Genomic DNA, 22,403 nt, shown 5'->3' with positions numbered 1-22,403 from the left:
CCAAGTGGACGTACTCGTCGAGAGTGCCCTGGCGGACCAGGTAGACGGTGAGCGAACGGACGTACATCGCACCGATGCCGAGACCGAGCGCCATCCAGAAGATGTGGTTGGTGATGGCGAAGGCTCCGATGACGCCGTCGAACGAGAACGAGGCGTCCAGCACTTCGAGGTAGAGGAAGAGGAAGAACGCCGCCTTGCCCGCGACGCCGACCAGGCTCGGGTCCTTGCCCGCCCGCTTGGCCGCCTCCTCCGCCTCGTGCTCGCGCTCCTCTTCCTCCTCCAGCTTGTTCTCGAAGTGGCCGGAGAGTCCGGCGACGAGGAGATAGGTGATCAGCCCGAAGATGCCGGAGAGCATCACGGTGGCCGCCTTGTCGGCATGCTCACCGCCATGCTGGTGTGCGCTGGTGGCCAGGGTCATCGCGGTAACCGCAAGAATGATCAACGCGATGCAGACGGACAGCGCGTCCACCTTGCCCAGCTTGCTCAGCGGGCGCTCCAGCCAGCCGATCCACTTGATCTCGCGCTCGTCGAAGATGAAGTCGAGGAAGATCATCAGCAGGAACATGCCGCCGAACGCCGCGATGGACGGGTGGGCGTCAGTGACCAACTGCTCGTAGCGGTCGGGGTCGTCCATCGCCACCTGGACGGCGTCGATCGGACCGATCTGGGCGCTGACCGCGACGATCACGATCGGGAAGACCAGTCGCATTCCGAAGACCGCGATCAGGATGCCGATGGTGAGGAAGATCTTCTGCCAGAAGGCGTTCATCTTCTTCAGAACGCCGGCGTTCACCACCGCGTTGTCGAAGGACAACGAGATCTCCAGGATCGAGAGGATCGCCACGATGGCGAAGCCTTCCCACCCCCAGAAGTACGCGGCCAGGGCCAACCCAGCGGCTGTGACGCCGAAGGACCAGCCGAAGGTTTTCAGGACCACTGGTTACCCAATCTCTATCTCTACATCTCTGTCGAGACGCGCTTTACGAAACGTTGACCCCGAAGTCTAGGGCGATGCCCCGGAGACCTGACGCGTACCCCTGCCCGACTGCACGGAACTTCCACTCACCGCTGTGGCGGTACAGCTCGCCGAAGATCATCGCTGTCTCCGAGGAGGCGTCCTCCGTCAGGTCGTACCGCGCCAGCTCCACACCGTCATCCTGGTTGATCACTCGGATATAGGCGTCGGTCACCTGGCCGAAGGTTTGATGGCGGGCCTCCGCCTCGTAGATCGACACCGCAAAAACGATCTTGTCGATCTGGCCGGGCACCTGGGACAGGTCCACCAGGACCGTCTCGTCGTCACCACCGGAGCCGCCGGTCGTGTCGTCACCGGTGTGCTCGACGGAGCCGTCCGGACTCTTGAGGTTGTTGTAGAAGATGAAGTACTCGTCCCCCAGGACCCGGCCGTTCGCGCAGAGCAGCGCGCTGGCGTCCAGGTCGAAGGCCGCACCCGTGGTGGAACGTGCCTTCCACCCCAGGCCGATCTGGACCTGCGTCAAGTTCGGTGCGGCCTTCGAGAGGGAGACGTTTCCCCCCTTGGCGAGCGTCACGCCCATGTTCTTACTTCCTCTCCCCGATGTGATGCGCCCAGTGTGCCGAAGAGGTCGGCGCCGCACACTTCCCCGACCGGGAAGTGTGCGGCGCCGTACCTTTGCCGAGATCAGATCGTCCAGCGGACAGACCGGTCAGACGTTGACACCGAAGTCCTGCGCGATGCCGCGCAGCCCGGAGGCGTAGCCCTGGCCGATGGCACGGAACTTCCACTCGGCGCCGTGGCGGTACAGCTCGCCGAAGACCATGGCGGTCTCCGTCGAGGCGTCCTCACTCAGGTCGTACCGAGCCAGCTCGACGTTGTCCGCCTGGTTCAGCACGCGGATGTAGGCGTTACGGACCTGGCCGAAGCTCTGCTGGCGCGACTCGGCCTCGTAGATCGACACCGGGAAGACGATCTTGTCGACATCCGCGGGCACGCCGGCGAGGTTCACCTTGATGACCTCGTCGTCGCCCTCGCCCTCACCGGTGAGGTTGTCACCGGTGTGCTCGACGGAGCCGTCCGGGCTCTTCAGGTTGTTGAAGAAGATGAAGTTCTGGTCGTTGGTGACCTTGCCCTCGGCGTTCGCCAGCAGCGCGCTGGCATCGAGGTCGAAGTCACTCCCGGTGGTGCTTCGTGCATCCCAGCCCAGGCCGACGATCACGGCGGTCAGGTTGGGTGCTTCCTTCGTCAGCGAGACGTTGCCGCCCTTGCTGAGGCTGACTCCCACGAGTCCTCCTGAGAATTGTTCGTAAGGAGCACTTCGTGCCCCGTTTTACGGATTCGATGGATCAACGACTCGATCCTAGTGAGCGGTTCCCCGCGCTCCCAAGAGAACGCTCACACAGATTCGAGGGCCTTGACATACTCGTTGAGGTCGCGGGCGTCCGGCAGGCCGTTGACGACCCTCCAGCGCACCACGCCCTCCTTGTCGATGACGAACGTACCCCGCACCGCGCAGCCCTTGTCCTCGTCGAACACGCCATAAGCGCGCGACACCGAGCCGTGCGGCCAGAAGTCGGAGAGCAGCGGGTACCCGAACTTCTCCTGCTCCGCGAAGACGCGCAGCGAGAAGGGCGAGTCGTTGGACACGGCGAGCAGCTGGACCTCGTCGTTGACGAAGCGCGGCAGCTCGTCACGGAGCGCGCACAGCTCACCGGTGCAGACGCCGGTGAAGGCGAAGGGGTAGAAGAGCAGCACGACGTTCTTCCGGCCCGCGTAGGCGGAGAGCGAGACTGTCTCGCCGTGCTCGTTCTTCAGGGCGAAGTCCGGAGCCTTGGCGCCGACCTCGAGAGCCTCCATGAGTCCGATCCCCTCGGTTGCGGTGAGTGACGCGCCCCAGCCTACGCACCTCGGATACGGGTGTCCCCGGCAGCCGGTGACTGCCGGGGACTCGCGAGGCTTCGGTGCCGGACGGGGCCCGGCCGACAGGCCGGAACGGGCCGGTCGGCGTGCTACCGCTTACCGGACTTCGCGGCCTTGGGCGTGACCAGCCGGGAGCCGGTCCAGTCCTTGCCCGCGTTGACATTGCTGGTCTGGGCGAGGCCCGCGGTCTGCGCGGCCTCACCGATCTCGCTGGCCTCGACGTAGCCCGCACGGCCCGTCTTCGGCGTCAGCAGCCAGACAGGGGCGCCTTCGTCGATCATCGTCGTGGCGTCCACCAGCGCATCCGTCAGGTCGCCGTCCTCCTCGCGGAACCACAGCACCACGGCATCGGCCACATCGTCGTGATCTTCGTCGACGAGCTCCGTGCCCGTGACGGCCTCGATTCCCTCACGGAGGGCCTGCTCGGCATCGTCGTCGTAACCGAGCTCCTGGACCACCTGCCCGGGCTGGAACCCCAGCCTTGCGGCGGGATTGGTCCGCTCCTCCGCGTGGTCCGCGGTCGCGCTCACGGATTGCCTCCTGTCATCTTCTGCTATCAGGGTTTACCCGCCTCGCGTACGCGAGGCATGAGCCGTAGTCCACACGGGCGGGACGGATCGCGCAAGTACCCGGCCGTCCAGCCCGCCCAAACGTTGACGTGTCATCCCACAATGCACGATCCCCAGGCCTTCGCACCACATCATCCCGTCGGACATATGACCGGTATAGCCCGGTTGGCCCTAGGAGAAGTTGTTGGTTACCCAACGGTAGAGATGACGTTTCCGCGACAGCAGTACACGATGGAGGCGGCGCGACACAGACGGCGCCGAGCGCCCCGCGCGGCCCTACGGAGCAGTGGCAGGCACTACCGACCGACAGCGAAGGAACAGCGTGGCTTCCGGATCCGATCGCAACCCGATCATCATTGGCGGTCTTCCCAGCCAGGTCCCGGACTTCGATCCAGAAGAAACTCAGGAGTGGCTCGACTCACTCGACGCCGCTGTCGACGAGCGCGGCCGGGAACGCGCCCGATATCTGATGCTGCGGCTCATCGAGCGCGCCCGCGAGAAGCGCGTGGCGGTGCCGGAGATGCGCAGCACGGACTACGTCAACACCATCGCGACCAAGGACGAGCCGTTCTTCCCCGGCAACGAGGAGATCGAACGCAAGATCCTGAACGCGACCCGGTGGAACGCCGCCGTGATGGTCTCGCGTGCGCAGCGCCCCGGTATCGGTGTCGGCGGCCACATCGCCACCTTCGCCTCCTCGGCCTCTCTCTACGACGTGGGCTTCAACCACTTCTTCCGGGGCAAGGACGACGGCAAGGGGGGTGACCAGATCTTCTTCCAGGGTCACGCCTCTCCGGGCATCTACGCCCGCGCCTTCCTGCTGGACCGTCTCGCCGAAGCCCAGCTGGACGGCTTCCGGCAGGAGAAGTCCAAGGCGCCGCAGGGCCTCTCCAGCTATCCGCACCCTCGGTCGATGCCGGACTTCTGGGAGTTCCCCACCGTCTCCATGGGGCTCGGCCCCATCGGGGCGATCTACCAGGCCCGGATGAACCGCTACATGCAGGCGCGCGAGATCGCCGACACCTCCGCCTCGCACGTATGGGCGTTCCTGGGCGACGGCGAGATGGACGAGCCCGAGTCGCTGGGCCAGCTCTCCATCGCCGCCCGCGAGGGCCTGGACAACCTGACCTTCGTGGTCAACTGCAACCTCCAGCGCCTCGACGGCCCGGTGCGCGGCAACGGGAAGATCATCCAGGAGCTGGAGTCGGCCTTCCGCGGCGCCGGGTGGAACGTCATCAAGCTCGTCTGGGACCGCTCCTGGGACCCGCTGCTGGCACAGGACCGGGACGGCGTCCTGGTGAACAAGCTCAACACCACGCCGGACGGGCAGTTCCAGACGTACGCGACCGAGACCGGCGCCTACATCCGCGAGCACTTCTTCGGTGGCGACCAGCGTCTGCGGGCCATGGTCGAAGGCATGTCCGACGACCAGATCCTGCATCTGGGACGCGGCGGCCACGACCACCGCAAGGTGTACGCGGCCTACAAGGCCGCCAAGGAGCACAAGGGCCAGCCGACGGTCATCCTGGCCCAGACCGTCAAGGGATGGACCCTCGGCCCGAACTTCGAGGGCCGCAACGCCACCCACCAGATGAAGAAGCTGACGGTCGAGGACCTCAAGCGCTTCCGCGACCGGCTCCACCTGCCCATCCAGGACAAGGAACTGGAGTCCGGGCTGCCCCCCTACTACCACCCGGGGCGGGAGTCGGAGGAGATCCAGTACATGCACGACCGCCGCCAGGAGTGCGGCGGCTACGTGCCCACCCGGGTGGTACGGGCGAAGCCGCTGCGGCTGCCTGAGGAGAAGACCTACGCGGCGGTCAAGAAGGGCTCCGGGCAGCAGTCGATCGCCACCACGATGGCCTTCGTCCGGCTGCTGAAGGACCTCATGCGGGACAAGGAGATCGGCCGGCGTTTCGTGCTGATCGCCCCCGACGAGTACCGCACCTTCGGAATGGACTCCTTCTTCCCCTCGGCGAAGATCTACAACCCGCTGGGGCAGACCTACGAGTCGGTGGACCGCGAGCTGCTGCTCGCCTACAAGGAGACGCCGAACGGGCAGATGCTGCACGACGGCATCTCCGAGGCCGGCTGCACCGCCTCGCTGATCGCCGCCGGCTCCGCCTATGCCACGCACAACGAGCCGCTGATCCCGATCTACGTCTTCTACTCGATGTTCGGCTTCCAGCGCACCGGTGACCAGTTCTGGCAGATGGCGGACCAGCTGGCGCGCGGCTTCGTGCTCGGTGCCACCGCCGGGCGCACGACGCTGACGGGTGAGGGGCTCCAGCACGCGGACGGCCACTCGCAGCTGCTCGCCTCGACCAACCCGGCCGTGGTGGCCTACGACCCGGCGTTCGGCTTCGAGATCGCGCACATCATGCAGGACGGGCTGCGCCGCATGTACGGCGAGGACAGCGAGGACGTCTTCTACTACCTCACCGTCTACAACGAGCCGATCCAGCAGCCCGCCGAGCCGGCGGACGTGGACACCGAGGGCATCCTCAAGGGCCTCTACCGCTACCGGGCGGGAGAGCGCGGTGCCCACGCCGCGCAGATCCTCGCCTCCGGCGTGGCGCTGCCGTGGGCCCTGGAGGCCCAGCAGATCCTGGCCGACGACTGGGACGTCCGCGCGGACGTGTGGTCGGCCACTTCCTGGAACGAGCTGCGCCGCGACGCGGTGGACGTCGAGCAGCACAACCTCCTCCACCCCGAGGAGGAGCAGCGCGTCCCCTACGTCACCCGGAAGCTCCAGGGCGCGGAGGGGCCGAAGGTGGCCGTCTCCGACTGGATGCGCGCGGTGCCCGACCAGATCGCCCGCTGGGTGCCCGGCGCCTACCAGTCGCTCGGCGCGGACGGCTTCGGCTTCGCGGACACGCGGGGAGCAGCCCGGCGCTTCTTCCACATCGACGCGCAGTCGGTCGTGCTGGGTGTGCTGACAGAACTCGCCAAGGAGGGGAAGGTCGACCGCTCGGCGCTGAAGCAGGCCATCGACCGCTACCAGCTGCTGGACGCCTCCGCCGCCGACCCGGGCGCGGCGGGCGGCGACGCGTAGCCGCCGGAAGCAGGGCGCCGGAGGGGTCCGGCCGACGCGGCCGGGCCCCTCCGGCCCTTCCGTCCGCTCCGGGCGCACCGCCCGCGCCGTATACCGTGCGAGCCACGTGTGCCACGGACGCTGGGCACGCCACAGGCGCTGTGTCTGCCGTGTGCTCCGGGCGCGCCACGTCCGCTCCGCATCCACCTCCGCCACGGGTCAGCGCTCCCAGATCTTGAACGCCCGCACCTGGTATCGGGACTCGGGTGTCCAGGAGCCGGAGGGATGGGTGTGGAACTCACCGGTCTCGGCACACTCCGCGCTCTGGTACACCGTCACCGGCCGGCCCGTGCGGTTGCCGTAGGAGTCGGCCGCGAAGCCGCCGGGCAGCACCACACAGCTCTCGATGTCCACCTCGGCGAGTGCGAAGGTCAGCCGCTTCCCCGCGAAGCTTGGCCGCTCCCAGAGGCACAACTGCCCCGCCGCGCACTTCCCCAGCTCGCCCCGGCCGCCTCGGGGACCCTGCTGGGCGGCGGCGGGAGACGGCGACACCAGCGCGGCGAGCACGGCGAGCGCGGCCAGCACCGCGAGCACGAGGGCCATGGGTGCGGCAGCGGACAGTCGGCGGCATACGGATTCAGGCATGGTTCTCTCCCCCTTTGGGACCAGGTGCGATCACCCGGTGTCACGACCAAGACTCCCGCCGTGATCGTCTGCTGCCAAGGGAGATCCGCCCGGTTCACCAGGTCAGGTGGCCGAGTTGTCCACAGGTGGCACTTTGTCCACAGGCCCGCCCGCTCCCGGCCCGTACGCGCACCGCAACGCGACGAGGGGTGCGGATCGCTCCGCACCCCTCGTTCTCCAGGCGACCCTCAGAGGTGCACGGAGGGCCCCGCGTCCGTCTTGCCGCCCTTGGTGAACAGCGCCACACCCGCCGCCAGCACCGAGACGATCCCGGCGACGGTGAAGGCCAGCCCCATGCCGGAGATGAAGGAGCCGTGCACCACGCTCGACATCGTCTCGGCAACCCGCTCCGGGGTCCCCTTGGGCGCCGGCGGGGCCACACCGACCTCGGCGGCGCCCTTCAGCTTCTCCGCCATGTCCTCCTTGAGCGGCGGGAGCTTGGCCTTCTCCCACTCCTGCGGCAGGGTCGTGTCGACGCGGGCGGCCATCACGGCACCCAGCACCGCCGTACCGAGACTGCCGCCGACCTGCATGCCCGCCTGCTGGAGGCCCCCGGCCACGCCGGCGTGCTCCAGCGGGGCGTTGCCCACGATGACCTCCGTCGCACCGACCATCACCGGGGCGAGGCCGAGGCCGAGCATCGCGAACCACACGGACGTGATCAGGGTGCCGCTGTCGGCGTCCAGCGTGGACATCCCGAACATCGCCACGGCGGCGATCACCATGGCGCCCACCAGCGGGGGACGCGGCCCGACCTTGGTGATCAGCGCGCCCGCCACCGGCGAGGACACGATCATCATCGCGGTCAGCGGCAGCAGGTGCAGACCGCTCTCCACCGGTGTCATCCCGTGCACGTTCTGAAGGTAGAAGGTCACGAAGAAGATGCCGCCGATGAAGCCGAAGGCCATGAGCACCATGAGCACGGTGCCCGCCGAGAGCGGCACGGAACGGAACATCGCCAGGGGCAGCAGCGGCTCCTTCGCCCGGGTCTCCCAGAAGGCGAAGATCCCGAAGCAGGCGACGGAGACCAGCAGGAAGATGATCGTCTTGCTGTCGCCCCAGCCCCACTCGGGCGCCTTGATCAGGGCCCAGATGAGGCAGAACATCGCGGCCGACAGGAGCAGGATGCCCGGGATGTCGAACGACTGCGGCGCCTTCTCGGCGCGGTGGTCCAGCAGGATCACCAGGCCCATCACCAGCGCGATGATGCCGACCGGGACGTTGATGAAGAAGACCGACTCCCAGCTGACGTGCTCCACGAGCAGTCCGCCGACGATCGGCCCGGCGGCGGTCGAGGCGCCGATGACCGCGCCCCAGATGCCGATGGCCGTGTTGAGCTTCTCGGCCGGGAAGGAGGCGCGCAGCAGTCCCAGTGCGGCGGGCATGAGCAGCGCGCCGAACAGGCCCTGGAGCACCCGGAAGGCGATCACCAGGGAGACGCTGCCGCCGAAGCCGATGGCCGCGGAGGAGGCGGCGAACCCGACAACGCCTATCAGGAAGGTCTGCCGGTGGCCGAAGCGGTCACCGACCTTGCCCGCCGTGATCAGCGCGACGGCGAGCGCGAGCAGATAGCCGTTGGTGATCCACTGCACGTCGGCGAGGCTCGCGCCGAGGTCCTTCTGGATCGCGGGATTGGCGATGGCGACGATGGTGCTGTCGAGCGCGACCATCGTCACGCCCAGGGCAACAGTGAGAAGAGTCAGCCAGGGATGGCCGCGCCACCCCTGACGGGCGCCGACCTCCGTCGTCGGTTCCGGAGGTTCCGAGGCGTCCTTCGCAACGGAAGATGTCTGGGAGCTCATAGGACGAGGCTAGTGTCAGTCACTGACAATTGACAAACCAATCAAGGAGTCGGTAAGTGTCAATCCACTCACCGCCGACGCCGTGAGCCGACAACTGGAGGTGGCTGAAAGTGACCGGCCTGCGCGAGCGCAAGAAGCAGCGCACACGGGACGCGCTCGTACGAGTGGCGCATGAGCTGTTCGTCACCCACGGCTACGAGGAGACGACGGTCGACGAGATCACCGAAGCCGTCGACGTCTCCCAGCGGACGTTCTTCCGCTACTTCGCCGGCAAGGAGGCCGTCGCCTTCGCGGTGCAGGACGAGATCGAGTCCCGCTTCTACGACGCCGTCGTCGCCCGCCCGCCGCTGGAATCGCCCGCCCGCGCCCTGCGCAACGCGCTGGACTCCACCTGGGCGAGCATGGGCGAGGCCATCCAGAACGTCGTGCCGATCAGCCTCCACATGCGGATGTGGCAGGTCATCGAGACCACTCCCGCGCTGGTGGCCGTCCACATGCGGCGCTCCACGGAGATGGAGGACCAACTGGCCGCCGTCATCGCGCGGCGCGAGGGCCTCGACCCGGACACCGACTTCCGCCCGCGGGTGCTGGTCGCCTCCTTCTCCGGCGTCATGCGGACGGCCGGGCGGCTGTGGGGCACCGGCGAGGACATCACGGTGGAGGGGGCGCGCCAGGTGATCGACCACTGCCTCGACCTGATGGGCCCCGTGCTGAGCGACGACTGGGGCTCCGGCTCCGCGAAGTGACGGCTCCTCGAACTGGCGACTCCGCAGGCATGGCACACGGAGAGTGAGGGATCTCCTGGTCCGGCGAGGTGCGCCGCGCGGGCGCCGCCTGAGCCTCTTTTTGACCGGAATTCACAGGACACGGGGTGTGAAGGGCCTCACGGAACTCGCTGCTCGGCGGAGGCCGCCAGATCCTCGCCTTCGACCCGGGCCGCGAGGGCCGCGTCGCCGAGGTGATCGGCGACCTCTCCCGCGCGGAGCGGATCTCCGTCGTGGTGCCCGGTGTCGACACGCGGGTGGGGACCTTCGAGCGCACGGAGCAGCCGTACGCCGCCCCCGCCGGAATGGCCCGCGCGCTCCAGGCGCAGCAGCGCGAGCGCTATCCCGGCGTCCGCACGGCTACCGGGGCCTGGGCCGACTACACCGCCCCACGCGGCCTCGGACTGGCCGCCGCATCCGCCTCGATGGCGGAGGAGGGCGGGCGGCGGCTGGCAGCTACGGGTCCGTGGCCTGCGGTGTCGCCGCGGACCAGCTTCCGTCGCGGGTCACCGACATCGCGGTGGCGGGAAGTCCGGGCATGCGGGCCGAGAACGTCGGGGACCTGCACACCGCGGCACGCGTGTGGGCCGCGCGGGACGGGGACGACTGGATCGCGGAGGTCCCCCATCTGGAGTTCGGCGAGTGGGGCCACGGTGCCGATCCCGTCTCCCCCGGCTTCGGCGCCCGGCGGCTCTCGGCGGCTGGTGCCGCCGGACACGGCGGCTACTTCGTGCCCGGCACCGCAAGCCTCACCGGTTTCGCGGCCATCGGCGCGGGCCGCGGACCGGTCGCCGACGGCGACACCGACTGCCCCACCGGCGTCGCGGACCGCCCCGCGGGGACGGATTAACGCGCGTAGCGCGGAGAAGGGGGACGGGTGGGCAACCGCCGCATACGATGACCCACATGGGTGACGTACTGGCTGGAATTCACTCCACCTGGGAGTTCGACTCGGATTCCGTGCTCATCCGCTTCGAACGGGGGATTCGCACGCCGAAGTTGTTCCACGTGCTCGGGGAGCGGCGCATCCCGTACGAGGCGCTGAGCGCGGTGGAGCTGGCTCCCGGGGGCAAGCGGGGCACCGTCGTGCTGCGCGCCGTGCCCCGGGCGGGCGCCGATCCGCTGCTGGAGGCGGCCGACGGCCAGCTCAAGGAGGGCAGCGACCCGTACCGGCTGGTCCTCCCGGCCGAACGGGAACTCCTCGCCGACTACTACGCGACGGAGCTGCGCACCGTCCTCGGCCCGGACGCCGCGAAGCCCGCCGAGCGGCACCTCGTGGCCGCCCCGGCCGCGCCGCTCCAGTTCAAGGCGTACGACGGGAAGGCCGTTTTCGACGGCAAGGCGGTCACCTTCCGCTGGTTCTGGACGGGTGCCTCGTCGGCGAAGTGGCGGGCGGGCGACCAGTCGTTCGCGGTGAGCGAGCTGGAGGGCGTCGAGTGGCGCTCCCCCGAGGTGTTCCGGGGCCATCTGCGACTCCAGCGCCGTGACGTTTCCGCAGCCGCCGACGCGGACGCCCTGGTGGTGGAGGCCGACCACGACCCGGCGGCGGTGGTCTTCGGGCTGGGCTACGGACTGGTCCACGAGTCGCTGCCGTTCGCGGCTTCGGTGCTGGCCGCCCTGCGGGAGACGGGCCCGGCCCCGGCCATGGAGGGCGCCGGGGCGGTGCCGCACCGCGGCGTCCGTACGGCGCGGGTGGGCCGCGCGGACCCGGCCGACATCGCGGAGCGCATCCGGCACCTCGGGGAGCTGCACGGTGCGGGGCTGCTGACGGACGACGAGTTCACCGGCAAGAAGGCCGAGCTGCTCGCCGAGCTGTGAGCACGCGCCGGACCTGCTCAGAGCGCGGCCAGGACCGCATCCGTCAGCCGGGGCCACGCCTCCACGGCCCAGGGCCCGAAGTCGCGGTCGGTGAGCACCACGCAGGCGGCGGACGCCGCCGGATCAACCCACAGGAAGGTGCCCGACTGGCCGAAGTGCCCGTACGTGCCCGGCGCCGAGGAGGCTCCCGTCCAGTGCGGGCTCTTGCCGTCCCGGATCTCGAAGCCCAGGCCCCAGTCGTTCGGCGACTGGTGCCCGTAACCGGGCAGTACGCCCTTGAGGCCGGGGAAGACGACGGCGGTGGCCTGCCGTACGGTCTCCGGCGCGAGCAGCCGGGGCGCTTGCAGCTCGGCGGCGAAGCGCACCAGGTCCTCGACCGTGGACACGCCGTCCTTGGCGGGTGAGCCGGTGTACTCCGGGGCGCCGAGCAGCCCGGTGTCGGCCATGCCCAGCGGCGCGAGCACCGCCTCGTGCAGGTAGTCCGCGAAGGGGATGTCGGTGGCCTTCGCGAGATGGTCGCCCAGCGCCTCGAAACCGGCGTTGGAGTAGAGCCGCCGGGTGCCGGGCGGGGCCATGACGCGGTCCTCGTCGAAGCCGAGCCCGGAGGTGTGCGCGAGCAGGTGCCGGACGGTGGAGCCGGGCGGACCCGCCGGGTCGTCCAGTTCGACCGCGCCCTCCTCGACGGCGACGAGCGCGGCGTACGCGGCGAGCGGCTTGGTGACGGAGGCGAGTTCGAAGCGATGGCGGGTGGGGCCGAAGCTCCCCGCGAGCGTGCCGTCCGCCCGTACGACAGCCGCCGCGGCCGTCGGCACCGGCCAGTCCTCGATCATCCGCAGCACGTTGTCCATGGCGGGCAGCCTAACTCGGCCGGAATCCCGCCCGGAGCGGTACTTGCTTAGAGTCCACTCCAGGTCCGTAGCGTGCGGGGTATGACGTTGACGGAGACGGACACGGCGGTCCAGGCCGCGTCCGGCCGGCGCGGGGCGGCGACCCGCACGGGGCCGGACGGGCAGAACCTCTACGCCATCAGCGAGGTGGCGGCGCGCACGGGCATCAGCCCGCACACCCTGCGCTGGTACGAGCGGATCGGCCTGATGCCGTACGCGAGCCGCTCGCACACCGGGCAGCGGCGCTTCACCGACCGGGACCTGAACTGGCTGAGGCTGGTGGGCAAGCTGCGCCTGACCGGGATGCCGGTCGCGGCGATGGTGCGCTACGCCGCGCTGGTGCGCGAGGGTGCGGCGACGCTCGCGGAGCGGGAGGAGCTGCTGGAGGGCACCCGGCGCGACGTGGAGCGGCGCATCGCGGAACTCCAGGACTCCCTGGAGGTCCTGAACCACAAGCTCGATGTCTACGCGGAGGCCAGGCGGGCGTGCGAGGCGCAGATGGCCGACCGCGGCGAAGGGGCGGCGGCGGAGCCCGCGTGAGCGCGGGGCGCACGCCGCCCGCACAGCAGCACCCCCGTACCACCGGCGCGAACAGCCACGCGCACGACCCGCACAGCACGGAGAAGAGGCACGCACGTGAGCACGGAGAAGACGGAGAAGATCACCGCATCGCGGCTCGGCACCGGCGGCCCCCGGGCCGGGGTCCAGGGCCTGGGCTGCATGGGCATGAGCTTCGCCTACGGCCCCACCGACGCCGACGAGGCGCGGGCCACCCTGGAGCGGGCGCTCGACCTGGGCGTCACGCTGTTCGACACGGCGGACGCGTACGGCGCCGGGGAGAACGAGCGGTTCCTCGCCCCGTTCGTGCGCGAACACCGCGACGAGCTCCTCATCGCCACCAAGTTCGCGCTGGCCATCCCGGCCGACGAGCCCACCAAGCGGATCATCCGCAACGACCGCCCGTACCTGCGCGCCTGCGTCGAGGCCAGCCTGCGCCGCCTCGGCGTCGACGAGATCGACCTCTACTACTTGCACCGCAAGGACCCGGAGGTGCCGATCGAGGAGACCGTCGGCGCGATGGCCGAGCTGGTGCACGAGGGCAAGGTCAAGCACCTCGGGCTGAGCGAGGTGAGCGGGAGCGAGCTGCGGGCGGCGCAGGCCGTGCATCCGATCGCGGCGCTCCAGTCCGAGTGGTCGGTCTTCAGCCGGGACATCGAGCAGAACGTGATCGGCGCGGCCCGGGAGCTGGGGGTGGCGCTCGTCGCCTACTCCCCGCTCGGGCGCGGCTTCCTCACCGGCTCCTTCGCCGACGCGGAGAAGGACCTCAGCGGTGACGACCTCCGGCGCCAGCACCCCCGTTTCACCGGCGACAACGCCCGGCGCAACGCGGAGCTGCTCGCGCCCCTGCGGGAGATCGCCGACACGCACGGGGCGACACCCGCGCAGATCGCGCTCGCCTGGGTGCAGCAGCAGGCGGCGGTGCACGACCTGGCGGTGATCCCCATCCCGGGTACCCGCAAGCGCACCCGCGTGGAGGAGAACGCCGCGGCCACCCGGATCACGCTCTCGGAGGCAGAGCGGGCGCTGCTGGAGCCGATCGCGGCACAGGTGGCGGGCGCGCGCTACGCGGACATGAGCTTCTCCTCGGCCGGGCGGGAGTAGCCACGGCGTGGCCGGGAGCGGCGCGGACCGGAGCGGGACAGGACGGGGCGCGGCGGGGACAGGACGGCACGGACGGCCCCTCAGCCGTACACGGGCTCCGCGTGCATCTCCCACAGGAGCAGTTCCGCGCCTCCCCCGTCCCGCCCCTGCCCCGCCGGTGCGGGAAGCGCCCGTGCGTCCAGGCCGCGGGCGTCGGTGATCCGCGCCGCGTCGCCGGGCCCGAGCCGCTGCCCGCCGAGTTCCACCGCACCGCGGACGACGTGCGCGTACACCCAGGCCGCCGCCGGGAGCGCCGTACGCGCCCCCTCGGCCAGCCGCCGCACGTGCAGCACGGCGTCCGTGCGGGGCATGCCGTACGGGGTGCTGTCGGCGATGCCCCGCACCACCTCGTACTCCGGCTGGCCGGTGCCGGTGCCGCCGCCGGTGCCGCCGGGCCCGGGGACCAGCCACATCTGGATGAATCTCAGCTCGCCCGCACCCGCGTTGCGCTCCGCGTGCCGCACCCCCTCGCCCGCGCTGAGCCGCTGGAGGTCGCCGGGCCGCACCCGCGAGATGTGCCCCGCGGAGTCCTCGTGCTCCAGCTCGCCCGCGACCACCCAGGTGACGATCTCCACGTCACGGTGCGGATGCGGCGCGAACCCGGCGCCGGGCGCGAGCCGCTCGTCGTTGCAGGCGACCAGCAGCCCGAACCGCACGTTCTCGGGGTCGTAGAAACCGGAGAAGGAGAAGGCGTGGCGGGTGTCGATCCCCGCAGCCGTGTCGCCGCCCCGATACCGGTCGTCCGCCCGCCACACCTGAAGCATGTGGCCACCGTAGCGACCCCGGACGGTATTCCGCCCCCGCACCCGTACCACCCGCAGCATGAGGCAGTCTGTTCACGTGCCCGAACCCAAAGAGCCCACCCCCACACCGCCGAGCCGCGCGGATCACCCGCACCTGAACACGCTGCGGCGGCTGGAGCAGTCGTCCGGCAAGCTCGCCGCGGCGGCGATCGCCCACATGGACGAGCAGCTTCCGTGGTACCGCGCGATGCCGCCGGAGAACCGCTCGTGGATCGGGCTGGTCGCACAGGCGGGCATCGCCGCGTTCACGGAGTGGTTCCGGCACCCGGAGACCTCGCAGGCCATCAGCACCGACGTGTTCGGCACCGCGCCCCGGGAGCTGACCCGCGCGATCACCCTGCGCCAGACCGTGGAGATGGTGCGCACCACCATCGAGGTCGTCGAGGCGGCCATCGACGAGGTCGCCGCACCCGGCGACGAGTCGGTGCTGCGCGAGGCCCTGCTGGTCTACGCGCGTGAGATCGCCTTCGCCACGGCGCAGGTCTACGCCCAGGCCGCCGAGGCACGCGGCGCCTGGGACGCCCGGCTCGAATCCCTGGTCGTCAACGCGGTGCTCTCCGGCGAGGCCGACGAAGGCACCGTCTCGCGCGCCGCCGCCCTGGGCTGGAACGCGCCGGAGCACGTCGCGGTCGTGCTGGGCACCGCACCGGACGGCGACAGCGAGCTGACCGTCGAGGCCATCCGGCGCGCCGCCCGGCACGCCAAGCTCCAGGTGCTGACCGGGGTGCTGGGCACCCGCCTGGTGGTCATCGCCGGTGGTTCCAACGATCCGCTGCGCGCCGCGAAGTCGCTGATCGGACCGTACGCGCCCGGGCCCGTGGTGGCCGGTCCGGTCGTTGGCGACCTGCTCTCGGCGACCCGGTCCGCACAGGCCGCCGCCGCCGGGCTGCGGGCCGGGGCCGCCTGGCCGGACGCGCCGAGGCCCGTCCTCGCGGACGACTTGCTGCCGGAGCGGGCGATGGCCGGAGACCCGGCGGCTCGGGACCTTCTGGTGGAGGAGATCTACAGACCGTTGGAGGAGGCCGGGTCCGCACTGCTGGAAACCCTGAGTGTCTACCTCGAGCAGGCGACGAGCCTGGAGGGCGCGGCCCGGATGCTGTTCGTCCATCCCAACACCGTGCGCTACCGGCTCCGACGTGTGACTGATGTCACCGGCTGGTCGCCCTCCGACGTACGCTCCGCCTTTACGCTACGTATCGCCCTCATCCTGGGACGCCTCACCGATGGGGAGCACCAGCCGTAGCTTGTAGGGCACCTTTGTAGGTAGCCCACAAATCCCCAGACCGTTCTTCGTATCGGTCCCCACGGGCGGGGACCGATACCCACGAGAGAGAGTGTGAGAGTGCTCGTACTCGTCGCTCCCGGCCAAGGCGCCCAGAAGCCTGGTTTCCTGACTCCCTGGCTCGACCTCCCCGGCGTCACCGAACGCCTGCGGGACTGGTCGGCCGCCATCGACCTGGACCTGGTCCACTACGGAACGGAGGCCGGCGCCGAGGAGATCCGCGACACCGCTGTCGCCCAGCCGCTGCTGGTCGCCGCCGCACTGGTCTCCACCGCCGCGCTGCTGGACGGCCACGAGGCGCCGCACGTGCTCGGCGCCACCGCGGGCCACAGCGTCGGCGAGCTGGCCGCCGCCGTCACCGCCGGCGTCTTCCCGGCCGAGACCGCGATGTCCCTCGTCCGCACCCGCGGCGCCGCGATGGCGGAGGCCGCGGGCGTCACCGAGACGGGCATGTCCGCGGTCCTCGGCGGCGAGCAGGAGGCGGTGACCGCCCACCTGGAGCGGCTCGGGCTGACTCCGGCCAACATCAACGGCGCCGGGCAGATCGTCGCCGCGGGCACCGCCGAACAGCTGGCCGCGCTGGCCGCGGACAAACCCGAGGGCGCCCGCGTCATACCGCTCAAGGTCGCCGGCGCCTTCCACACCCGGCACATGGCCCCGGCCGTCGACACCCTCGAGGCCGCCGTCAAGGACGTCGCCGTCAGCGACCCGGCGATCCGCTACGTCTCCAACCGGGACGGCGAGGTCGTCGCCTCCGGCGCGGAGGTCGTCCGGCGGCTGGTGGGCCAGGTGGCCAACCCGGTCCGCTGGGACCTGTGCATGGAGACCTTCCAGGCCCTCGGCGTCACCACGCTGATCGAGGTCTGCCCCGGCGGCACCCTCACCGGGCTCGCCAAGCGCGCGCTGCCGGGCGTACGGACGCTGGCGCTGAAGTCCACCGATGATCTCGAAGCGGCCCGCGCACTCGTCGCCGAGCACGCCGCCGCGGCCGGACAGGAGCCGAGAGCATGACCGCCAAGATCAAGCCCGCCAAGGGATGGCCGTACGCGCGCATCCGCGGTGTCGGCGGCTACCGGCCGACCCGGGTGGTGCCGAACGAGGAGATCCTCAAGCACATCGACTCGTCGGACGAGTGGATTCGCTCCCGCTCCGGCATCGTCACCCGGCACTGGGCGGGACCGGACGAGACCGTCGCCGAGATGACGCTGGCCGCGTCCGGCAAGGCGATCGCCGACGCGGGCATCACCGCGGACCAGGTGGGCGCCGTGATCATCTCGACCGTCTCGCACTTCAAGCAGACCCCGGCCGTCGCCACCGAGGTCGCGTACCGCCTCGGTGCCACCAAGGCGGCGGCCTTCGACATCTCCGCCGCCTGCGCGGGCTTCGGCTACGGACTGACCATCGCCAAGGGCCTGATCGCCGAGGGCAGCGCCGAGTACGTGCTCGTCGTCGGTGTCGAGCGGCTCTCGGACCTGACCGACCTGACCGACCGCTCCACCGCGTTCCTCTTCGGGGACGGCGCGGGCGCCGTGGTCGTCGGGCCCGCGAAGGAGCCGGGCATCGGGCCCGCGGTCTGGGGTTCGGAGGGGGACAAGAGCGAAGCCATCTCGCAGACGGTCTCCTGGGAGGAGTACCGCGAGGGCCGGCCCGAGAAGTTCCCCGCGCTCCGCCAGGAGGGCCAGACGGTCTTCCGCTGGGCGGTCTTCCAGATGGCCAAGATCGCGCAGGAGGCGCTGGACGCCGCCGGCGTGGCGGCCGAGGACCTGGACGTCTTCATCCCGCACCAGGCCAATATGCGGATCATCGACTCGATGGTGAAGACCCTCAAACTGCCGGACCACGTCAAGGTCGCCCGCGACGTGGAAACCACCGGCAACACCTCGGCCGCCTCCATCCCGCTCGCCATGGAGCGGCTGTTGGCGACCGGGGAGGCGAAGAGCGGCGACACCGCTCTCGTCATCGGCTTCGGGGCCGGTCTGGTCTACGCCGCGACGGTCGTTACCCTCCCCTAGGGCAGGGTTCAGCCGCGCTGTGGGCCGTACCGCACGCAGTACGGCTGAGCATGTTTCCGAACGATTCACAGCAACCCGAGAAAACTCAGAAGGAGCGCCTCACATGGCCGCCACCAAGGAAGAGATCATCGCCGGTCTCGCAGAGATCGTGAACGAGATCGCCGGGATTCCCGCCGAGGACGTGAAGGAGGACAAGTCCTTCACCGATGACCTGGACGTGGACTCGCTGTCCATGGTCGAGGTCGTGGTCGCCGCCGAGGAGCGCTTCAGCGTGAAGATCCCGGACGACGACGTCAAGAACCTGAAGACCGTCGGCGACGCCACCCTGTACATCCTCGACCACCAGGACTGAGCCGGACTGTCGCCGCTCCGCGGTGGCGTCGGCTCGTCACCGCACCCTTCCAACTGTGGAGAAAGTATCCCGATGAACGCGACCCACCACGCCGTGGTCGTCACCGGTATCGGCGCAACCACACCGCTGGGTGGCGACAGTACGTCGACCTGGGCGAACCTGGTCGCCGGACAGTCCGGTGTCAGCAGGCTCGAACAGGACTGGGCCGCCGAGCTGCCGGTGCGGATCGCCGCGCAGATCGCGGTCGAGCCGAGCACCGTCATCCCCCGGCCGCAGGCCAGGAAGCTGGACCGCTCCGCGCAGTTCGCGCTGGTGGCGGCCCGGGAAGCCTGGGCGGACGCCGGTTTCACCGGCCGGGCAGGGGAGTCGACGGCCGCCTCCGGCGACGAGGCCGCCGACGGCGCCCCGGCCGGCCCGCTGGTGGACCCGGACCGCCTCGGCGCGGTCATCGCCTCGGGCATCGGGGGCGTCACGACCCTGCTCGACCAGTACGACGTGCTCCGGGAGAAGGGGGTACGCCGCGTCTCCCCGCACACCGTGCCGATGCTCATGCCCAACGGCCCCGCCGCCAACGTCGGGCTGGAGGTCAACGCCCGCGCCGGCGTACACACTCCGGTCAGCGCCTGCGCGTCCGGATCGGAGGCCATCGGGTACGGCATCGAGATGATCCGCACCGGGCGGGCCGACGTGGTCGTCGCGGGCGGCACGGAGGCGGCGATCCACCCGCTGCCCATCGCCGCGTTCGGCAACATGATGGCGATGTCCAAGAACAACGAGGACCCGCAGGGCGCGTCGCGCCCCTACGACGAGGCGCGCAACGGCTTCGTCCTGGGCGAGGGCGCGGGCGTGCTCGTGCTGGAGTCCGCGGAGCACGCCGCCCGGCGCGGCGCGCGGGTCTACGCGGAGGCTGTCGGGCAGGGCATCTCCGCCGACAGTCACCACATCACCCAGCCCGAGCCCAGCGGCCGCGGCATCGCGCACGCGCTGCAGAGCCTGATGGACAGCACCGACCTCAAGCCCGCCGAGATCGCGCATGTCAACGCGCACGCGACCTCGACCCCGCAGGGCGACGTGGCGGAGCTGAAGGCGCTGCGCAAGGTCTTCGGTGACGACGTCGACCACATGGCGGTCTCCGCCACGAAGTCGATGACCGGTCACCTGCTGGGCGGCGCGGGCGGCATCGAGTCGGTCGCGGCGGTGCAGGCGCTGTACCACCGGATCGCACCGCCGACGATCAACATCGAGAACCTCGACCCGGAGGCGGACGCCGACATCGTCACGGGCGAGGCGCGGGCGCTGCCCGAGGGGCGGATCGCCGCACTCAACAACTCGTTCGGCTTCGGCGGGCACAACGTCGTGCTCGCCTTCCGCACGGTGTGATCCAGCCGCACGGATTTCCGGGCCGTACGGCGTGACCAGCCGTACGGCCCGGGACCCGGCGATCCGGGACGCCGCTTCACCACGGAGGCCCGTCCGCACAGCTCGTGCGGACGGGCCTCCGGCCGTCGCGGACCCGCGCGGTCAGACCACCTGGTGCAGCCAGCGCACCGGGGCGCCCTCACCCGCGTGCCGGAAGGGCTCCAGCTCGTCGTCCCACGGTTTGCCCAGCAGCCGGGAGATCTCCGCCTCCAGGTCGCTCTCGCCGCGCGAGGAACGGGCCGCGGCGGCGCGGAGCCGGTCCTCGGGGATGAGGATGTCCCCGTGGATGCCGGTGACCGCGTGGAAGATGCCCAGCCCGGGGGTCGAGCTGTAGCGCTCGCCCTCGGCGGTGGCGCAGGGCTCGGCCGTCACCTCGAAGCGCAGCAGATGCCAGCCACGCAGCGCGGACGCCAGCTTGGAGGCGGTACCCGGATCTCCCTGCCAGGAGAACTCCGCGCGCCAGGTGCCGGGGGAGACCGGCTGTCTGATCCAGTCGAGACTGACGCGCGCGCCGAGGACGCCCGCGACGGCCCATTCGACATGCGGGCACAGCGCGCGGGGCGCGGAATGCACGAACAGAACTCCACGTGTCGTCGTCACCGGGACCTCCAGTGCGGTTCGAGCGCCGCTTTCCCAGCGGCCCCGATTCCTGCCGGTCATGCGCCGGATCAGCGCCTGACATTCTGCACCCCGAGCATGCCTCCACCAGCTCCCGAGGTTACGAACAGTAAACACCACCGTGGGCAATTATCCCGTAAAGGGACATGGGGTGACGCGACGTAATATCCGGAAACCGGCCGCCGGACGCCGCTCCGACCTCTGAGGAAAAGCTACCTTGCGGCGGACGGCGCCGAGTGACGTACCGTCGGACGGGGGACCAGGAATCAAGGGGAGTGGCATGGGGCGCAGCCGGGGGGCACAGACGGACGGCACGGGCCTGTCCCGCGTCTTGGCGATGGGCGCGCTACTCGCCCTGCTCCTGGGCGGCCTGGCGTACGGCGCCTTCGACGACGACGCGGGGAGCGGGGACTCCCGGCCGGAGGCCCGCGGCGCGAAGACCTCGCCACGCCCCTCGCCCTCACCCTCGCCCGCCTGGGACCGGCGCCCCGAGTCCATAGCGGCCGTCGGCGACTCCATCAGCCGGGGCTTCGACGCGTGCTCCCTGCTGTCCGACTGCCCCGAGGCCTCCTGGGTCACCGGCCAGGACCCGGAGACCAGGAGCCTCGCCGGCCAACTCCTCGACAATCCCGCCGCGCGCAGCTGGAACGTCGCGAAGACCGGCTCGGTGATGGCGGATCTGCCGGCCCAGATGGAGAAGGCCGCGGCACACGATCCCGACCTGGTGACCGTGATGGCCGGATCGAACGACGCGTGCCGCCCGACGGTGGCCGAGATGACTCCGGTGGCGGACTTCCGGGCGGACTTCGAGGAGTCGCTGCGGACACTCCGCACCGCCCGGCCGAAGGCGCAGGTGTACGTCTCGAGCGTGCCCGACCTCAAGCGCCTGTGGTCCGAGGGGCGGAAGGACCGCGTGCGGATGCAGGTATGGCGGCTGGGCATCTGCCAGTCCATGCTGAGCGACCCGGACGCGACCGACAAGGCCGCGGTGGAGCGCCGGCAGCAGGTCTACGACCGGGTGGTCGCGTACAACACCGCGCTCGGCGACGTCTGCGCCAAGGACAAGCTGTGCCGCTACGACGGCGGTGCCGTCTTCGACTACCGCTTCACGGGTGACGAGCTGAGCCGCTGGGACTGGTTCCACCCCAGCAAGCAGGGGCAGCGCAAGCTGGCCGAGCTGGCCTACCGCCGGATCACGGCACCCTGAGCGCACCGCTCGCCAGCTCTTGCTCTTGCTCTAGCCGTCGGTGTCGGTGTCGGTGTCGGTGTCGGTGTCGGTGTCGGTGTCGGTGTCGCCGAGCATGCGCCGCAGCAGGTCGCGCAGCAGCTTGCGCTCCAGTGAAGTGAGCCCGGCGAGCGGCTCCCGGGCGAAATCCAGCGAGCCGCGCAGAAGCCCGGCCGTCGCACGGCCCTCGGCCGTCGCCGCCGCGACCTTGACCCGGCGGTCCGCCGGGTCGGGGCGCCGCTCGGCCAGGCCGCGGGCCTCCAGCCGGTCGACTATGCCCGTCACGTTGGACGGCTCGCACTTCAGCGCCCGGGCGATCTTGCGCATCGGCGTGGGCTCACGGGCGAGCAGCGCCAGGACGCGGGCCTGGGCGCCGGTGAGGGAGTGCTCGGCCGCGGCCAGCTCGTATTCCTCGTGGTACCGCGCGACGACGCTGCCGATGAGGTCGACGACCTCGGCGGTGAGCGGATCAGCCGGGGGTGTGCGGGGTGCCATGCCACCAGCGTACCCAATTGCTTGACAACATGAAATATCCAG

The 22,403-nt window shown here is 70.4% G+C and carries 22 protein-coding genes and 1 pseudogene; 12 read left to right on the top strand and 11 right to left on the bottom strand.

Annotated features, from left to right (window positions below; all coding sequences use genetic code 11):
- The 5 genes from H299_RS33220 to H299_RS0110015 all read right to left on the bottom strand — a co-directional run.
- A partial coding sequence (locus H299_RS33220; RefSeq protein ID WP_037758570.1) for a DUF475 domain-containing protein occupies window positions 1-937 on the bottom strand: 937 nt, incomplete at its 3' end.
- Window positions 938-980: 43 nt separating this feature from the next.
- Window positions 981-1,556, bottom strand: coding sequence for a TerD family protein (locus tag H299_RS0110030; RefSeq protein ID WP_027748306.1), 576 nt, complete (start codon window positions 1,554-1,556; stop codon window positions 981-983).
- Between the two features lie 129 nt (window positions 1,557-1,685).
- Entirely contained in the window at window positions 1,686-2,261 is a 576-nt protein-coding gene (locus tag H299_RS0110025; protein ID WP_027748305.1) for a TerD family protein, read from the bottom strand.
- A gap of 110 nt (window positions 2,262-2,371) precedes the next feature.
- Window positions 2,372-2,833, bottom strand: coding sequence for a peroxiredoxin (locus H299_RS0110020; protein WP_037758455.1), 462 nt, complete (start codon window positions 2,831-2,833; stop codon window positions 2,372-2,374).
- Window positions 2,834-2,985: 152 nt separating this feature from the next.
- Window positions 2,986-3,426, bottom strand: a complete 441-nt coding sequence (locus tag H299_RS0110015; protein ID WP_027748303.1) for a DUF3052 domain-containing protein — start codon at window positions 3,424-3,426, stop codon at window positions 2,986-2,988.
- A 361-nt stretch (window positions 3,427-3,787) separates the two neighbouring features.
- Between H299_RS0110015 and aceE the strand changes: the two genes are divergently transcribed.
- Entirely contained in the window at window positions 3,788-6,520 is a 2,733-nt protein-coding gene (gene aceE / locus H299_RS0110010) for a pyruvate dehydrogenase (acetyl-transferring), homodimeric type (RefSeq protein WP_027748302.1), read from the top strand.
- A 198-nt stretch (window positions 6,521-6,718) separates the two neighbouring features.
- On the opposite strand, the gene H299_RS0110005 is transcribed toward aceE, so the two are convergent.
- Entirely contained in the window at window positions 6,719-7,102 is a 384-nt protein-coding gene (locus H299_RS0110005; protein WP_027748301.1) for a peptidase inhibitor family I36 protein, read from the bottom strand.
- A gap of 269 nt (window positions 7,103-7,371) precedes the next feature.
- Window positions 7,372-8,985, bottom strand: coding sequence for an MFS transporter (locus H299_RS0110000; protein ID WP_027748300.1), 1,614 nt, complete (start codon window positions 8,983-8,985; stop codon window positions 7,372-7,374).
- 104 nt (window positions 8,986-9,089) lie between these two features.
- Here H299_RS0110000 and H299_RS0109995 point away from each other — a divergent pair, with 104 nt between their 5' ends.
- The 3 genes and pseudogenes from H299_RS0109995 to H299_RS0109985 all read left to right on the top strand — a co-directional run bounded on the left by H299_RS0109995 (window position 9,090) and on the right by H299_RS0109985 (window position 11,567).
- Window positions 9,090-9,731 carry a TetR family transcriptional regulator gene (locus H299_RS0109995; RefSeq protein WP_027748299.1) on the top strand — a complete coding sequence of 214 codons (642 nt, stop codon included), beginning with the start codon at window positions 9,090-9,092 and terminating at the stop codon, window positions 9,729-9,731.
- Window positions 9,732-9,877: 146 nt separating this feature from the next.
- A pseudogene (locus H299_RS38225) lies at window positions 9,878-10,599 on the top strand (alpha/beta hydrolase); the annotation flags it as partial.
- Between the two features lie 56 nt (window positions 10,600-10,655).
- Window positions 10,656-11,567 (top strand): DUF4429 domain-containing protein, encoded by a 912-nt coding sequence (locus H299_RS0109985; RefSeq protein ID WP_027748297.1) that lies wholly within the window; start codon window positions 10,656-10,658, stop codon window positions 11,565-11,567.
- A gap of 17 nt (window positions 11,568-11,584) precedes the next feature.
- Here H299_RS0109985 and H299_RS0109980 read toward each other — a convergent pair whose 3' ends face one another.
- The gene (locus tag H299_RS0109980) at window positions 11,585-12,415 is read right to left on the bottom strand and encodes a serine hydrolase domain-containing protein (protein ID WP_037758452.1); all 831 of its coding nucleotides are present in this window, start codon (window positions 12,413-12,415) and stop codon (window positions 11,585-11,587) included.
- Window positions 12,416-12,496: 81 nt separating this feature from the next.
- On the opposite strand from H299_RS0109980, the gene H299_RS33210 reads away from it, so the two are divergent.
- Together H299_RS33210 and H299_RS0109970 are read left to right on the top strand one after the other, a co-directional pair.
- Entirely contained in the window at window positions 12,497-12,994 is a 498-nt protein-coding gene (locus tag H299_RS33210) for a MerR family transcriptional regulator (RefSeq protein ID WP_051262294.1), read from the top strand.
- A gap of 96 nt (window positions 12,995-13,090) precedes the next feature.
- Window positions 13,091-14,116, top strand: a complete 1,026-nt coding sequence (locus tag H299_RS0109970) for an aldo/keto reductase (RefSeq protein ID WP_027748295.1) — start codon at window positions 13,091-13,093, stop codon at window positions 14,114-14,116.
- Between the two features lie 80 nt (window positions 14,117-14,196).
- Here the strand turns inward: H299_RS0109970 and H299_RS0109965 are convergent, their stop codons facing one another.
- Entirely contained in the window at window positions 14,197-14,919 is a 723-nt protein-coding gene (locus tag H299_RS0109965) for a pirin family protein (RefSeq protein ID WP_027748294.1), read from the bottom strand.
- 76 nt (window positions 14,920-14,995) lie between these two features.
- On the opposite strand from H299_RS0109965, the gene H299_RS0109960 reads away from it, so the two are divergent.
- The 5 genes from H299_RS0109960 (at window position 14,996) to H299_RS0109940 (ending at window position 19,984) form a co-directional block, all read left to right on the top strand.
- Window positions 14,996-16,201: a helix-turn-helix domain-containing protein gene (locus H299_RS0109960; RefSeq protein WP_027748293.1), complete on the top strand. Its 1,206-nt coding sequence runs from the start codon at window positions 14,996-14,998 to the stop codon at window positions 16,199-16,201.
- A 99-nt stretch (window positions 16,202-16,300) separates the two neighbouring features.
- Window positions 16,301-17,251: an ACP S-malonyltransferase gene (locus H299_RS0109955; protein ID WP_027748292.1), complete on the top strand. Its 951-nt coding sequence runs from the start codon at window positions 16,301-16,303 to the stop codon at window positions 17,249-17,251.
- Window positions 17,248-18,252 (top strand): ketoacyl-ACP synthase III, encoded by a 1,005-nt coding sequence (locus H299_RS0109950; protein WP_027748291.1) that lies wholly within the window; start codon window positions 17,248-17,250, stop codon window positions 18,250-18,252. Before H299_RS0109955 ends, H299_RS0109950 begins: the two co-directional genes overlap by 4 nt.
- 103 nt (window positions 18,253-18,355) lie before the next feature.
- On the top strand, window positions 18,356-18,604 hold the full coding sequence (locus tag H299_RS0109945; protein ID WP_027748290.1) for an acyl carrier protein: 249 nt from the start codon (window positions 18,356-18,358) through the stop codon (window positions 18,602-18,604).
- Between the two features lie 72 nt (window positions 18,605-18,676).
- On the top strand, window positions 18,677-19,984 hold the full coding sequence (locus tag H299_RS0109940; protein ID WP_027748289.1) for a beta-ketoacyl-[acyl-carrier-protein] synthase family protein: 1,308 nt from the start codon (window positions 18,677-18,679) through the stop codon (window positions 19,982-19,984).
- Window positions 19,985-20,125: 141 nt separating this feature from the next.
- On the opposite strand, the gene H299_RS0109935 is transcribed toward H299_RS0109940, so the two are convergent.
- The gene (locus H299_RS0109935) at window positions 20,126-20,623 is read right to left on the bottom strand and encodes a DUF3145 domain-containing protein (RefSeq protein WP_486587221.1); all 498 of its coding nucleotides are present in this window, start codon (window positions 20,621-20,623) and stop codon (window positions 20,126-20,128) included.
- A gap of 298 nt (window positions 20,624-20,921) precedes the next feature.
- Between H299_RS0109935 and H299_RS0109930 the strand changes: the two genes are divergently transcribed.
- Window positions 20,922-21,848, top strand: a complete 927-nt coding sequence (locus H299_RS0109930; protein ID WP_106965769.1) for an SGNH/GDSL hydrolase family protein — start codon at window positions 20,922-20,924, stop codon at window positions 21,846-21,848.
- Between the two features lie 30 nt (window positions 21,849-21,878).
- On the opposite strand, the gene H299_RS33205 is transcribed toward H299_RS0109930, so the two are convergent.
- Complete coding sequence (locus H299_RS33205) at window positions 21,879-22,361, bottom strand: MarR family transcriptional regulator (RefSeq protein WP_051262293.1); 483 nt, start codon at window positions 22,359-22,361, stop codon at window positions 21,879-21,881.
- Window positions 22,362-22,403: the final 42 nt, after the last annotated feature.

It is taken from the genome of Streptomyces sp. CNH287 (assembly GCF_000424825.1).
This window is presented reverse-complemented; position numbering and strand designations above follow the sequence as displayed.

Excerpts from the sequence above, each read along its gene's own strand:
- H299_RS0109950 (WP_027748291.1), top strand. The coding sequence starts at position 17,248 with ATGACCGCCAAGATCAAGCCCGCCAAGGGATGGCCGTACGCGCGCATC.
- H299_RS0110005 (WP_027748301.1), bottom strand. The coding sequence starts at position 7,102 with ATGGCCCTCGTGCTCGCGGTGCTGGCCGCGCTCGCCGTGCTCGCCGCG.
- H299_RS33210 (WP_051262294.1), top strand. The coding sequence starts at position 12,497 with ATGACGTTGACGGAGACGGACACGGCGGTCCAGGCCGCGTCCGGCCGG.
- H299_RS0109985 (WP_027748297.1), top strand. The coding sequence starts at position 10,656 with ATGGGTGACGTACTGGCTGGAATTCACTCCACCTGGGAGTTCGACTCG.
- H299_RS0109945 (WP_027748290.1), top strand. The coding sequence starts at position 18,356 with ATGGCCGCCACCAAGGAAGAGATCATCGCCGGTCTCGCAGAGATCGTG.
- H299_RS0109930 (WP_106965769.1), top strand. The coding sequence starts at position 20,922 with ATGGGGCGCAGCCGGGGGGCACAGACGGACGGCACGGGCCTGTCCCGC.
- H299_RS0109940 (WP_027748289.1), top strand. The coding sequence starts at position 18,677 with ATGAACGCGACCCACCACGCCGTGGTCGTCACCGGTATCGGCGCAACC.
- H299_RS0110000 (WP_027748300.1), bottom strand. The coding sequence starts at position 8,985 with ATGAGCTCCCAGACATCTTCCGTTGCGAAGGACGCCTCGGAACCTCCG.
- H299_RS0110030 (WP_027748306.1), bottom strand. The coding sequence starts at position 1,556 with ATGGGCGTGACGCTCGCCAAGGGGGGAAACGTCTCCCTCTCGAAGGCC.
- H299_RS0109965 (WP_027748294.1), bottom strand. The coding sequence starts at position 14,919 with ATGCTTCAGGTGTGGCGGGCGGACGACCGGTATCGGGGCGGCGACACG.
- H299_RS0110020 (WP_037758455.1), bottom strand. The coding sequence starts at position 2,833 with ATGGAGGCTCTCGAGGTCGGCGCCAAGGCTCCGGACTTCGCCCTGAAG.
- H299_RS0109980 (WP_037758452.1), bottom strand. The coding sequence starts at position 12,415 with ATGGACAACGTGCTGCGGATGATCGAGGACTGGCCGGTGCCGACGGCC.
- H299_RS33205 (WP_051262293.1), bottom strand. The coding sequence starts at position 22,361 with ATGGCACCCCGCACACCCCCGGCTGATCCGCTCACCGCCGAGGTCGTC.